Raw genomic sequence first — 12,309 nt, 5'->3', positions numbered from 1 at the left:
TGGGGTAGGCATTGGGCAAAAAACTATTTTCTGTAGCTGAAGCACGGCAAGTCGCAAAACAGCGTCTGCCACGCATGATGTTTGATTTTATCGATGGCGCATCGGGCGATGAATCATTGCGTGATCTCAATTCGGCGATGATCGATCATATCAGATTGATGCCCCGTGTTCTGATTGATGTTTCCGAACGCGCAATGTCGACGTCTATTCTTGGGCAAGAAACAGGGTTTCCGTTCGGGATCGCACCAATGGGTATGTGCGCGCTGGCATGGCCAAGGGCTGATTTCAGCTTAGCGCGCGAAGCGGCAAAGCGGCGCATTCCTTTGTGTGTGTCAACAGCATCGTCAATGGCACTTGAACAGGTAATCGAGCTGGCCGAGGGTCACGCCTGGTTCCAGCTTTATGCCGATCAATCAAACGGGTTTGTTGATGAATTGATCGACCGCGCCATTGCCGCCAATTATAAAGTACTGATCCTGACCGTTGATGTGCCGATCCCTTCAGTGCGGACGCGCGACAAACGCAACGGGTTTTCTTTTCCAATGGGCTGGGGCGCATCTCAGATATGGGATTTTGTCAGCCATCCCCGATGGTCGCTTGAAACCGCGCTTCACGCGATCCGGCATCAAATGCCGCAACCTATGAACTATGCAACATCAAGCCAAAAAACAACCTTTGTGCGGAATGCCAGCCGCGCCGGTGCCGACTGGAATTTTCTTGCCGCTTTGCGTGACCGCTGGCCAGGCAAGCTGGTGGTCAAAGGAGTGCAATCGGTTGAGGATGCGTTACGCATAAAGACAATCGGAGCTGATGCCATCTATGTGTCGAACCATGGCGGCCGCCAGCTTAATGCGGCGCCGGTGGCAATTGACTCGCTTGTCGAAATCCGTAATGCGGTTGGTGGCGGGTTTCCATTGATTTTTGATGGCGGTATCCGCAATGGCGAACATGTCATTAAGGCGCTGGCTGCTGGGGCAAATTTCGTCATGCTGGGTCGCAGTGTGATGTATGGTCTTGGAGCAGGCGGTGCTGCTGGTCTTGGGCAAATTCTGGATTTGATCGAGGCCGAAGCAAGCGCGGTGATGGGTTTGCTTGGGTGCCGAAATATTGCCGAACTGGGCGCTGCGAATTTAGCCGGAAATTATGAAACATTAATGTTGCGAACGATGCTGGAAAGGGCTGCCGAATGACGCCACCCAAAAAGATACGGGGCGGCGCATTGCTTGCGCGCGCCTTGCAGGAAAAGGGCGTTGAACATGTATTCACCCTGTCAGGCGGGTTTTGCAATCCTGCGCTTGAAGGGTTTATGGAATGCCAGATGAAGGTGATCAACTGCCCGCATGAACAGGTGGCTGGACATTTTGCCGATGGCCATACGCGGATCACTCGCAAACCTGCAGTTTGTCTTGTCGGGCCAGAGGGATTTGCGAATGCCGTGCCAGCAATGATGGAGGCTTGGGGCGAACGCTCACCAGTGATTTTTATCACTGGATCCAGCACGCTGAAACGTCAAGGTGCGGGTGGATTTAAAGAAATTGACGATGTTGCAATCGCCGCGCCGCTGACGAAATATAGCGCCACCATAACCGATGGCGAGCGCATCAATGAATTTGTTGACCGCGCCGTCAAGATTGCCACCAACGGCTATCCCGGGGCGGTTCACCTAAGCCTTCCTGTTGATATTATGTTTTCCCATTTTGCCGAAGACGCTGGCCGTGAAGAGCGGCCATTTGATCTGGGCATGCAACAGCCAGCGCGCGCATGGCCAGAACCAGCTCGTCTTCAGCAGCTGCTGCAAAAGCTTAATAATGCCAAACGGCCGGTTCTGATTGGCGGACATGGTGTTTGGTGGGCCAAAGCCGAGGCAAAGCTTGAGGAAGCTGGTCGTCTGCTTGGCATTCCGGTGTTTAACATCCCCTATCATCAAAAATTACTTGGCGAAGAATGCGAAGCCTATATGGGGCTAGCCGATATTCATCAATATCATCCTTCCGCCGATGCGTTTCGTGACGCTGATCTGGTGCTGATGATTGGTGGCCGACTTGATAATCAGATGAATTTTGGCAATCCGCCATTATTTCCGTCAAGTGCTGAACTGGTATGTGTCAATGGATCGCACGAAGAAATAGAGTTTAACCGCGCGGCTGATTTTGCTTTGTTATGTGATCCGGCGGCGTTTCTGGAAACCTTGGTTACGCATCGGCAGAATCCCGATTTCCGCCTGCCCCGCGATTGGTATGATTTGAACCGAAAATGGCGCGCGGCATGGGTTGATAAGATGCTTGCCGATCTTGATAGTGAAACAGCACAGCCAGCATTTGAGGGTCGCATTCACCCCTTGCAATTAGCCCTTGATGTGCAGGGCGCAATGGGTGACGGCGATTGGCTGGTGATCGATGGTGGCAACACGCATTTCTGGTCAGAAATTGCGGTGAATATTGCCGGATTTCAGGGCAAAAAACTTGGTGGAATTTTGCACCCGGGCACCTTTAGCCTTTTGGGGGTTGGCGTATCGTTTGCAGTATCGGCAAAAAATGTTGATCCAAGCCGCAATGTTGTGCTGATCAGCGGCGATGGTGCCTTTCTGTCAGGAGGCTTGTCGATTGAGGCTGCTTTCCAAGAAAATCGTCCCATCGTTGTCGTTATTGATAATAATGGCGGGCTTGACTGTATTTCGCAGCAACAGGAAAGGCTATTTGCCAGCGGCACGCATTATGCCACCGATTTCCGTGATATTCCGTTTCACACGATGTTCGAGGGGCTTGGCGGGCATGGTGAATTAGTTACAAGGCGCGAAGACATTATTCCGGCGGTGCAACGTGCCATGGTAAGCGGCAAAACGGCGTGTGTGAATGTCAAAGTGAAGGGCGTTATCAGCCCGATTGTTTTAGCAACAACATCAAAACGCGACAAGGCATCGATCGAATAACCGTGATCAGGAGGCAAATTATGGCGGTTTTATCTTCTCACTTTTTGAACGCAGTCGATGGAACCCATGCTGGCGCAGTTGCGGTTAGCCTGATGTTGATTGGTGATGATGGCCAGCGCGAAACGCTATTCACCGCCGAAAGTGATGCCCATGGACGATTTTCGCATGGCTTTGATGCTGTCAGTGGGCGATCATATGAAATGGTGATTGCCAGCGGTGCCTATTTCAAGGCAGCAGATTTACCGAGGTCAGGAGCGCAGATTCTCGACAAAATCGTGGTGCGCTTTACCACGCCTGATCCAGACAGCAGCTATCATATTCCCATCATCATGGCACCCAATAGCTATTCATGCTGGTGGTCAGCTTAATGATTACAACAATGAGTGAGGCGTAACTGATGAGCGAATCAGGGCTTAACATGTCGCGGCGTATCCGGCGCACTCCTTATACTGACAAAGTTGAACAGCATGGCGTTCGCGGGTTCAGTGTGGTTAATCATATGCTGTTGCCAAAAGCCTTTGCAGCCTCGGTTGAAGAGGATTACTGGCATCTTCGCCAAGATGTTCAAATTTGGGATGTTGCCTGCCAAAGGCAGGTGGAAATTTCGGGGCCTGATGCGACACATCTGGTTCAGTTAATGACGCCGCGCGACCTTCGCCAAGCGCGTGTTGGGCAAGGGCTTTATGTTCCGCTGATCGACGAGCATGCAGGCATGGTGAATGATCCAGTGTTGCTGAAACTGGCTGAAAACCGCTTTTGGCTGTCAATTGCCGACTCGGATGTACTGCTATGGGCAAAGGGGCTTGCTGTGGGCATGGGTCTTAATGTGATTGTCAATGAAGCTGATGTCGCACCGCTTGCCATTCAAGGGCCAAAGGCCGGCCAGTTAATGGCTAGTCTGGTCGGTGATCAGATACAGCTATTGCCTTATTTTGGGTTTGCCATGTTTGACCTTCTTGGCACACGCCAGCTGATTGCGCGATCAGGTTACAGCAAACAAGGCGGTTTTGAGATTTATCTTGCTGGCGGCGAAATGGGGTCTGACCTTTGGGATCTTATCTGGGATGCTGGTCAGCTCTATAACATCAAGCCCGGCTGTCCAAACCTGATCGAGCGTATCGAAGGTGGGCTGATGTCTTACGGCAATGAGTTCACCCTTGCAAATAATCCGCTGGAATGCGGCTTTGAGCGTTTGTGTCATCTTGGTGATGAAATCAATTACATTGGCCGTGCAGCGCTTCGTCAAATTGCCGCTGAAGGGCCGGTCCAATCGATTCGCGGGATCCGCTTTGGCGGTGATAAGGCACCGCCATGTGGCAAACCATTTCCAGTGACCGATCTGCATGGCGTGCCGGTTGGGCAGATTACATCTGGAATCTATTCGCCGCGTTTGAACTGCAATATTGGCATGTCGATGATCCGCAAAACCCACTGGGATTATGACACCAGCCTGCTTGTTCATACGCCCGATGGCTTGGTACGTGATGCCGTTGTTTCCAAATTACCGTTTTGATCATGGCTGTAGTCAACCCTGTCGACTAAGTGACGAGCCGTCTTTGCGCGAAAGCATGGCTGTTTTAAGGCCGCACCAAAAGCCGCCGCCATTCACGAACTCTGCCAGCTGGCAAAGCCATCATCTAACCTGTTGACCTTCCCGTTGGGGGAAAATCTAGAGTGAGGCCGTAAGCGAGATTTATGGCCAGCACAATCGACACACTAAACATACATGGAAGCGCGCAAGCTATAACACCAGCTGGTGTTTGCTTGGTTGTTCGATTGGTGATCTTGAAGCGATTGTTCTACTTGCCACGCAAATTCGTGATTGGGCAGAAAAGACGCCGGCCTATTTTCCAGCTGGAAGCGGTGGCAACCATCCGAAGCATCCCCGCAAATCTGTTTGGATTTTTCGGTATTTGAACGTGCCGCCAATGCCAAGCATTGCCGATGATCCGGTCTATGTAAAGCTTGGGCAAAAAATCTATATGGATCAATGTGCAAGCTGTCATGGGGTGAGTCTGGAAGGGCAGGCTGGCTGGCGCGATACGATGGTTGATGGCATGCGGCTTGCCCCGCCACATGATAAATCGGGCCATACATGGCATCATCCAGATGCGTTACTTTTCAAACTGACCAAATATGGCTTTGCCGCGATGATTGGCAGCGACTATAAGGTCAGTATGCCGATTTATGATGATATGTTAAAAGACGAAGAAATCATCGCCGCCTTGTCTTACATCAAATCGACATGGCCAGACAATGTCAGGTAAATCCATGATAAAATCCATGATAAAATCCATGATGATCACAAGCTGAACAACGCTATGGAAAACAGCAAGAGCGGCTCTTAATCTGTCAAATCTTCGCGTACGCCAGCGCTTGCCGTCTTGATTTTTGACCAGCAAGACACTGATTTCCGCATCAACCATCCCATGATGATGCTGGTGATCCATTTTTCATAAAGCGCCGGTGATAATCTTGTCACCGGTTCATAATCAAGCTTGTTGTAATAGGCAAAAACTTCGATTTGCAGGTCATTGATTTGCCGTTCAGCAAGCAGATCCTTGATTTCATAGCTGGTTCGGTTGCGAAACCAGCGTTCAAACCGCTTGTTTAATTTCCATTCAATCCAATACATATGATTTGAGCGGTAATCGGCCTCGATCACCTCGAGCAATGCATGATCATCGGCTGTCATAGATTAATCGCTCCAATTATTGTAGACAGGGGTTTCTCACTTGTTGTGAAACCGACCCGCCAGATAGACTATGATGATCGCAAATGCCAAACCGCACCCGAAAAATCAAACATCATGAATGAAACCGGCGCATTTTTTGGCCTGTTTCTCTCAGCTTTTCTTGCCGCCACGATTTTACCGGCGCAATCCGAGCTTGGCCTTGGATATTTGGTGATTACATCAAAATATTCAATGGGGCTGCTGGTTCTGGTTGCCAGTCTTGGCAACACGCTTGGCGCGATCGTCAATTGGGTGATCGGGCGCAGCATTGCATCATCGGTTATGCGCATGGAAAAAATAAAGGCCTCACCGCGCTACCAGTCGATTGCCCGCTGGTATCAGAAATTTGGACGCTGGACGCTTTTGCTCAGCTGGGCGCCAATCATTGGCGACCCAATCACCGTGATGGCTGGCATTTTCAAAGAACCGCTGAAAACTTTTGTTTTGATTGTGGCGCTGGCAAAAACCACACGCTATGTGGTGATTGCGCTTTTTGCTGAAAAATTTGCTTTTGGATAGACGTAACAGGCCGCTATGATTTGGCGCGTTACATTTTCCCAATTAGACATGGCGTTATCATAAAAATGCAAAAAGGAATGGATGCATGATTGATTTTTATACATGGACAACCCCGAATGGCCGCAAAGTGTCGATCCTTCTTGAAGAGCTTGGCGTCGATTACGAAGTTCATCCAATCAATATCACCCAGGGCGATCAAAACAGCCCTGCATTTTTGAAGATCAGCCCGAATAACAAAATCCCTGCCATCATTGACCGCGACAATGGTATGAGTTTGATGGAATCAGGCGCTATTCTTGTTTATTTGGCCGAAAAATACGGGAGATTCCTGCCAAAAGACAGCGTCGCACGCGCCGAGACCAATGAATGGCTGATGTGGCAAATGGGCGGGTTTGGCCCGATTCTTGGACAGGCGCATCATTTCCTCCATTTCAATCCGGGCAAATCAGATTATGCCGAATCGCGGTTTCGCAGCGAAGTGGCGCGGCTTTATGGTGTTCTTGATCGGCGGCTTGAAGGACGCGATTATATTTGTGACGATTATTCGATTGCTGATATGGCTTGCTGGCCATGGGTGTCACGCTATGAATGGCAACAGGTTAATCTTGCCGATTATCCGAATGTTCGGTCATGGTATCAGCGCCTTCTGGCACGCGATGCAGTGCAAAAAGGCTATCATGTACCAAAACATATGGGCGAAATCCCACAAGGCTGATCCGGGTTGTTCAACCGTCGGCTGTCCAACCCGTAAACCAGATGGGGCGGCCATTATCATCTATAATATTTGAGGTATAATTTGTCACATGCTAGCCTTTTTCACCCGACGATAAAAACCCTCTGGTGAATGAGGGGAGGCACGATGAAGCTTACAATTACTGCGCGCAGCCGCGATCATTTCGATGTTATTGTGAATAGCGAAGAATTGCACAAGACCAAACAGTCGATTTTCAAAGTCACTATAACCGATGCCGATCTTCACCAGCTAACAGAAAGCCGTGTCGATAAAGATCATCTTATTGAATTTGCCTTTACCTTTTTGCTGGAACGCGAACCGGTTGCTGCGATTCAATCTGCCTTCAACATGGAAACCATCAGCCATTATTTTCCCGAATTTCCCAAAGCGGTAAAAAGCTGGGTTGATGAAAATGCCGAATAACCATTTCAGATACGCATATCGCGCCGACTGCCAAAATCAGTGGGCTGGCTTGCCATTATAAATTGGCCAATACGGTTTGAGCCGGCCAAAAACGGAAAAATATGGCATGGGTTTTGCAAGAGTCTCATCAAGGTCAAACCCCTAATTCGTGCAAAGTTTCCCAAAAAGAGAATTTGACGCGAACTAGCAGTGGTTTGGACCTCCGATGAGAACCCTCATCAGCTTTAACGGCTGGTGGGGGTTTTTCTTTAGGAGAAATATACGAATGCTAGCATTCACCACAATTTTGATGGCAGTGTTTTGCCAGTCCATCTCGAACATGCCAGTTTACAGAGTAATTCCTATCTTGATTAGCAAAACACCGCATAATTGACAGAATTTGTCATCTAAAGCAGACTTTTCAAGACCATCGCTTTGCTGCATTGAAACAGCATCGCAGCCTATAGATCAACCTGTCATGACAATGACAAAGGGGAAAGATAGAGGCAAATAATGACACCATTTATTGCAAAATTAATCGAACGAAGCTGTGTCACAACACATGCCGATTGTCCGCTTGATGATTTAATTGTAGTTCTTGCCGAACGCCGCATTGGAACTGTGGTGGTGGTTGATCGTGACCATCAGGTTATTGGCATCGTCTCGGAACGTGATATCATCCGGCATTTATCAAACGGTGGCACGACCGCCGACACCCTCACCAAAAATATTATGACAAGCAAGGTGATTACGGTTGAAAATAACGTCACATCAGCACAGCTTATGCAGCTGATGACCGAGCACCGCATCCGGCATGTGCCAATCACCCGTGACGGCAAGCTTGTTGGCATTGTGTCGATTGGCGATGTCGTCAAACGGCTTTTGGAAAAATATGAACAAGAAGCTGAATTGATCAAACAATTCATCAATTCATAATCGGCAATTCCGCATCGGTTCCGGCATTATTAGCTTATGAAAATAAGCCCGCCAACACAGATCAGAACAACACCGGTAATGCGGTTAATGCGCTGGCGCAAAACGGGCGAATTGAGCATTTTTGACACATGATCAAACATCAGCGCCAACGCCAAATTGCCAAGGAATGGTAACAAGGCCGATAGCCCGCCAATAACAGCGATATCAATTGGATGCAGCGCCGCCACGGTAAAAAATCCCGGCAGAATACCAATATAGAATAAAATGGCCTTTGGATTACCAAGAATCACAAGAATGCCTGCAAACAGCCCTGCCAGCATGCCCGGACGCGTCAATTGATTGGGAAGATTGATCGTTTCTATTTTTGACCGCAACAGGCTGACCCCCATTGCGACAAACACAAATACCGCCACATATTTCAACCAAAAAACCATACCAGCATGAAAGCTGGCCACCTGATTCAACGTCAAAAGCGCCGCAACGGCCCAGGCAGCATCACCAAATGCAACCCCAAGCGCCAATGGCCAAGCGCCAGCAAATCCACCTTTTAAACCGCGAGCAAGCATTGCCACCCACACCGGCCCTGGCGTCAGAAACAGCAATAACAGCGCGGCACTATAAAGCCCGATTTCACTCGCGGTTACCGTCACTGAATTGATAGCCTTTTTTAGAAATAATGGGGCATATGGTAAATCGGGTCAGATTTTTGTTCCAACCACTTTTATTCCCATAACATTTCCATAGTGCTTTTTTTTGGGGGGGGAAGAAATCAAAAATCAATCACCGGATCTGGATAATATCTAAACGTCATAGCGACGGCGTTTGCCACTTTTGCGGTTGTTACTATGCCCAGCCTCACTATGGCGCTTTTCATAGTGCTTTTTCATATAACCAACAAGATGAAAAGCCACCATGGTAATCAGAAAATAAGAAGCAAATTGATCAACAAGATGTTCGGTTAACGGCTGTTCGGACTCGTCCTCACGCATGGTTTATCTTGTTATCCCTTGTATCATTCGTATCACTCCAACCATCTTACTTTAGCCGGACTGCGGCGGCAATTACCATGAAAACCAGCATCATAACTGGGAAAAACATGCCAGCAATGCCAAGCGTCAATTTCATCATGCCATAATCAATTATTGATCAAGAAGCTTGCACCGCGTCAAAAGTCAGGCCAAGCTTCATAACGAGAGGTACTTGGTTTATTTTTATGTTTTGGTGCTGTACCGGCCGCATCAAACAGGACGCTTATGATGATTGACAGTTTGACCCGCCCGTTCCGTGCCAAGTCTGTGGATGATATCTATATCAATATCAGCCATTTTCTTGATCATTTTATCATGCTTATTTTTGCCAAGGCCGCCTATGATGCTGGTCGTCATTTTGGGTTTAGCTATGATGAAATCATCGTCTATGGGGCAGTTGGATTTGTGCTTTTTGGCGGCATGGCGCCGATTGCCGCCCAACTTGCCGACCGGTTCTCGCGCTCATTATTGATGGTGATCTTTCATTTCGGTATTGGCCTTGGCGCAATTTTGGCCGGGATGTCGCAAAATATCTATCATCTCGCCGCTGCCATTGGCGTGATTGGTGTTTTTGCCGCGATCTATCATCCAGTTGGCATTCCAATGCTTGTCAAAAGCAATAGAAAGATTGGTTTCCGGCTTGGGGTGAATGGCGTGTTTGGCAATATGGGAGTTGCCGCTGCGCCATTAATTACCGGCTTATTGCTGACCGTCGGCGATTGGCGGATATGTTTTATCCTACCCGGATTATTTTGTTTTGCCTATGGCGTAGCGTTTGCCAAATCACTGAAAATTGACCAAGACGGCCCAGCAAAGCCGCGGGTCAGCGCGGCTGATTCCTTTGCGCCAAACTGGAAACGTGCCTTGACGGCGCTGGCATTATCAACAGCAAGTGGCGGCTTTATCTTTGGCGCAATGACCTTTGTCGTGCCGCGCTATTTTGAAATCTCAATGACCAATCTTTCAACATCGGTTGCCATTACCGGCCTTTTGGCATCAGTCGTCTATGCGGTTGCGTCATTTTCACAAATTGCCGTTGGCTGGTTGATTGACCGCTATTCGCCGAAAAATGTTTTATTCACCATGGCTGTTGGACAGGTTTTATTCATCTATCTTGCAGCGCAATTTAATGATCTGGCGCTGTTTGTGGCGATGCTTTTAGCAATGAGTTTTGTTTTTGGTCAAATTCCGATCACGGATGCAATTTTGTCGCGCTATGTTCCCGATGCGTGGCGCGGGCGTGTTTTTAGTGTGAAATTTTTGCTGAACCTATCAATTGGTGCCAGCGTTTTGCCGGTTTGCGGATTGATCCTGCAAGCTGGCTTTACCATGACAACGCTGTTCAGCTTGATGAGCGTTGTTGCCATTCTGATTGTTCTGGCAGCGATTATTCTGCCGCAACAGCAAAGCGATCAACGGCTTGATCACGCCGCTGCCAAATAGGAAAATGGCCTTAATGATCGGCGAATACAAGCTTAGCTTCACGGCGAAGCACCTTGCCAACCGGGCTTCGTGGCAGCGCATCGGTGATGTAAATCCGCTTTGGTGCCTTGACCGAATCAAGCCGTGATTTGACAAAAGCAATCAAGCCTGCCTCGTCAATACTGGCCTGTTTTGACAGTTCGACCGCAGCATGAACCGCCTCGCCCCATTTATCATCAGCAAGGCCAAAGACAACACATTCAACAACATCAGGATGCTGGCCTAAAACCGCCTCAACATCATTTGGATAAACATTGAATCCGCCAGTAACGACAACATCACGAATTCGGTCTTTGATAAAGACAAAACCGCGATCATCAATATAGCCAATGTCACCTGTGTGAAGCCAACCATCAATGATCGTCTCGCTGGTTTTTTCTGGCATTTTATAATAGCCCTTCATCACCAGATCACCGGCAAGCACCAATTCGCCTTCTTCACCAGCTGGCAAAAGCGTGCCGTTTACATCCATGATGCCAATGTCGGTCATGCAGGTGGCGCGGCCAGTTGACGCGTGATTTGCCGGATCCTGCCAATCTTTGGAACGCATGCAAATGGCAATTTGTGGCACTTCGGTTTGTCCAAAACAGGTTTCCATCGCATGATTAAAAATCGGCATGGCACGCGCAACAACATCAGGCCGGATGGTCGCCCCACCAATGATGAAGTGGCGAAGTGATGACAGGTCGATATCATTGATTCGGTCATCTTCGAGCATCATATAGCAAAGCGTTGGCGGCACAAAAATCGTTGTGGCTTGCATTGTTTCAATCGCATCCAGAATCGCCGCAGGGCTTGGTTGACCCATAAATAGCTGCGTGCCACCAACGGCGAAAATCGGTAAAATCATCGTATTGGCACCATGTGTCATTGGCGCTGCCAGTAGATGACGATCCTTGGCGTCAAAGCCGAATGCGGCAATCATCGACGCAATACAGCTATTAAAAACCCGGTAGCTTTGCATCACTCCTTTTGGTACGCCAGATGACCCGCCGGTGAATTTGATCGCTTGTAGATCGTCACTATCAGCCAGATGACGCCTTGGCATCTTGCCAGCATTGACCGCCAGTAGCGTCGCCATATGACTGTTGGCGCGGGCTGCCATCTCACCATTTTTTCCGGCCAGAAGATGACCCGCCACGGCACCGAACTTTTCATCACAATCAGCATCGAAAATCACAATGCTTGGCGCGGTTAAATCAATGATTCGATCCAGCTCGTCACAGCCATTGCGCGGGTTTAGCGGCACCCATATTTTGCCAGCAGCATAGGTTGCAAGCCAGCCAAGAAGGTGCTCAAAACTATTATAAGCGCAAATGCCAACACAGCTTTGCGGCGTGGGATCAATCGTTTGAAGCGCATTTGCCAGCGCATTGACCGATTTGGCAAGATCATCATAGGTGATTTTGCGCTGATCCGCCCCATCATTGATTTCAACGGCAATCCGGCCTGGCCACCGTGCCGCCGATCGGAAAAAGTTATCAATCGGCATCATGACGTGAGACATTGTTAAATCCTTCAAAAAACACAGAGTGACAAGCGCCAA

14 protein-coding genes are annotated in these 12,309 nt (G+C 48.9%); 10 read left to right on the top strand and 4 right to left on the bottom strand.

The window, feature by feature from the left end:
- The first annotated feature begins 11 nt into the window (after positions 1-11).
- The 5 genes from ABXT40_RS00145 to ABXT40_RS00125 all read left to right on the top strand — a co-directional run bounded on the left by ABXT40_RS00145 (position 12) and on the right by ABXT40_RS00125 (position 5,196).
- Positions 12-1,190 (top strand): alpha-hydroxy acid oxidase, encoded by a 1,179-nt coding sequence (locus ABXT40_RS00145; protein ID WP_443645822.1) that lies wholly within the window; start codon positions 12-14, stop codon positions 1,188-1,190.
- Complete coding sequence (locus ABXT40_RS00140) at positions 1,187-2,929, top strand: thiamine pyrophosphate-binding protein (RefSeq protein WP_443645821.1); 1,743 nt, start codon at positions 1,187-1,189, stop codon at positions 2,927-2,929. The genes ABXT40_RS00145 and ABXT40_RS00140 overlap by 4 nt, the downstream gene beginning before the upstream one ends.
- 20 nt (positions 2,930-2,949) lie before the next feature.
- Positions 2,950-3,297 carry a hydroxyisourate hydrolase gene (locus tag ABXT40_RS00135; protein WP_443645820.1) on the top strand — a complete coding sequence of 116 codons (348 nt, stop codon included), beginning with the start codon at positions 2,950-2,952 and terminating at the stop codon, positions 3,295-3,297.
- A gap of 29 nt (positions 3,298-3,326) precedes the next feature.
- Positions 3,327-4,442 carry a dimethylsulfoniopropionate demethylase gene (locus ABXT40_RS00130; RefSeq protein ID WP_443645819.1) on the top strand — a complete coding sequence of 372 codons (1,116 nt, stop codon included), beginning with the start codon at positions 3,327-3,329 and terminating at the stop codon, positions 4,440-4,442.
- Between the two features lie 247 nt (positions 4,443-4,689).
- Positions 4,690-5,196: a c-type cytochrome gene (locus ABXT40_RS00125; RefSeq protein ID WP_443645818.1), complete on the top strand. Its 507-nt coding sequence runs from the start codon at positions 4,690-4,692 to the stop codon at positions 5,194-5,196.
- A gap of 77 nt (positions 5,197-5,273) precedes the next feature.
- On the opposite strand, the gene ABXT40_RS00120 is transcribed toward ABXT40_RS00125, so the two are convergent.
- Complete coding sequence (locus ABXT40_RS00120; RefSeq protein ID WP_443645817.1) at positions 5,274-5,624, bottom strand: hypothetical protein; 351 nt, start codon at positions 5,622-5,624, stop codon at positions 5,274-5,276.
- A gap of 45 nt (positions 5,625-5,669) precedes the next feature.
- On the opposite strand from ABXT40_RS00120, the gene ABXT40_RS00115 reads away from it, so the two are divergent.
- The 4 genes from ABXT40_RS00115 to ABXT40_RS00100 all read left to right on the top strand — a co-directional run bounded on the left by ABXT40_RS00115 (position 5,670) and on the right by ABXT40_RS00100 (position 8,253).
- Positions 5,670-6,182: a YqaA family protein gene (locus ABXT40_RS00115; RefSeq protein ID WP_443645816.1), complete on the top strand. Its 513-nt coding sequence runs from the start codon at positions 5,670-5,672 to the stop codon at positions 6,180-6,182.
- 85 nt (positions 6,183-6,267) lie between these two features.
- Positions 6,268-6,897 (top strand): glutathione S-transferase family protein, encoded by a 630-nt coding sequence (locus ABXT40_RS00110; protein ID WP_443645815.1) that lies wholly within the window; start codon positions 6,268-6,270, stop codon positions 6,895-6,897.
- A gap of 144 nt (positions 6,898-7,041) precedes the next feature.
- Complete coding sequence (locus tag ABXT40_RS00105) at positions 7,042-7,338, top strand: hypothetical protein (protein WP_443645814.1); 297 nt, start codon at positions 7,042-7,044, stop codon at positions 7,336-7,338.
- A 492-nt stretch (positions 7,339-7,830) separates the two neighbouring features.
- Complete coding sequence (locus ABXT40_RS00100) at positions 7,831-8,253, top strand: CBS domain-containing protein (protein WP_443645813.1); 423 nt, start codon at positions 7,831-7,833, stop codon at positions 8,251-8,253.
- Positions 8,254-8,282: 29 nt separating this feature from the next.
- On the opposite strand, the gene ABXT40_RS00095 is transcribed toward ABXT40_RS00100, so the two are convergent.
- Complete coding sequence (locus ABXT40_RS00095; protein ID WP_443645812.1) at positions 8,283-8,903, bottom strand: LysE family translocator; 621 nt, start codon at positions 8,901-8,903, stop codon at positions 8,283-8,285.
- 150 nt (positions 8,904-9,053) lie between these two features.
- Complete coding sequence (locus ABXT40_RS00090; protein ID WP_443645811.1) at positions 9,054-9,242, bottom strand: hypothetical protein; 189 nt, start codon at positions 9,240-9,242, stop codon at positions 9,054-9,056.
- Positions 9,243-9,509: 267 nt separating this feature from the next.
- Here ABXT40_RS00090 and ABXT40_RS00085 point away from each other — a divergent pair, with 267 nt between their 5' ends.
- Positions 9,510-10,724 (top strand): MFS transporter, encoded by a 1,215-nt coding sequence (locus ABXT40_RS00085; RefSeq protein WP_443645810.1) that lies wholly within the window; start codon positions 9,510-9,512, stop codon positions 10,722-10,724.
- Between the two features lie 10 nt (positions 10,725-10,734).
- Here the strand turns inward: ABXT40_RS00085 and ABXT40_RS00080 are convergent, their stop codons facing one another.
- Positions 10,735-12,270, bottom strand: coding sequence for a class I adenylate-forming enzyme family protein (locus ABXT40_RS00080; RefSeq protein WP_443645809.1), 1,536 nt, complete (start codon positions 12,268-12,270; stop codon positions 10,735-10,737).
- Positions 12,271-12,309: the final 39 nt, after the last annotated feature.

Origin of the sequence: Candidatus Ponderosibacter sp. Uisw_141_02, from assembly GCF_048087665.1 — a bacterium.
In the GTDB taxonomy this organism is placed as follows: domain Bacteria; phylum Pseudomonadota; class Alphaproteobacteria; order Puniceispirillales; family Puniceispirillaceae; genus UBA3439.
Note: the sequence above shows the minus strand (reverse complement) of the source record. Positions and strands in the feature narration are given on the sequence as shown.

Coding starts and splice junctions, on each gene's coding strand:
- ABXT40_RS00105 (WP_443645814.1), top strand. CDS start 7,042: ATGAAGCTTACAATTACTGCGCGCAGCCGCGATCATTTCGATGTTATT.
- ABXT40_RS00140 (WP_443645821.1), top strand. CDS start 1,187: ATGACGCCACCCAAAAAGATACGGGGCGGCGCATTGCTTGCGCGCGCC.
- ABXT40_RS00110 (WP_443645815.1), top strand. CDS start 6,268: ATGATTGATTTTTATACATGGACAACCCCGAATGGCCGCAAAGTGTCG.
- ABXT40_RS00090 (WP_443645811.1), bottom strand. CDS start 9,242: ATGCGTGAGGACGAGTCCGAACAGCCGTTAACCGAACATCTTGTTGAT.
- ABXT40_RS00085 (WP_443645810.1), top strand. CDS start 9,510: ATGATTGACAGTTTGACCCGCCCGTTCCGTGCCAAGTCTGTGGATGAT.
- ABXT40_RS00100 (WP_443645813.1), top strand. CDS start 7,831: ATGACACCATTTATTGCAAAATTAATCGAACGAAGCTGTGTCACAACA.
- ABXT40_RS00135 (WP_443645820.1), top strand. CDS start 2,950: ATGGCGGTTTTATCTTCTCACTTTTTGAACGCAGTCGATGGAACCCAT.
- ABXT40_RS00130 (WP_443645819.1), top strand. CDS start 3,327: ATGAGCGAATCAGGGCTTAACATGTCGCGGCGTATCCGGCGCACTCCT.
- ABXT40_RS00080 (WP_443645809.1), bottom strand. CDS start 12,270: ATGTCTCACGTCATGATGCCGATTGATAACTTTTTCCGATCGGCGGCA.
- ABXT40_RS00120 (WP_443645817.1), bottom strand. CDS start 5,624: ATGACAGCCGATGATCATGCATTGCTCGAGGTGATCGAGGCCGATTAC.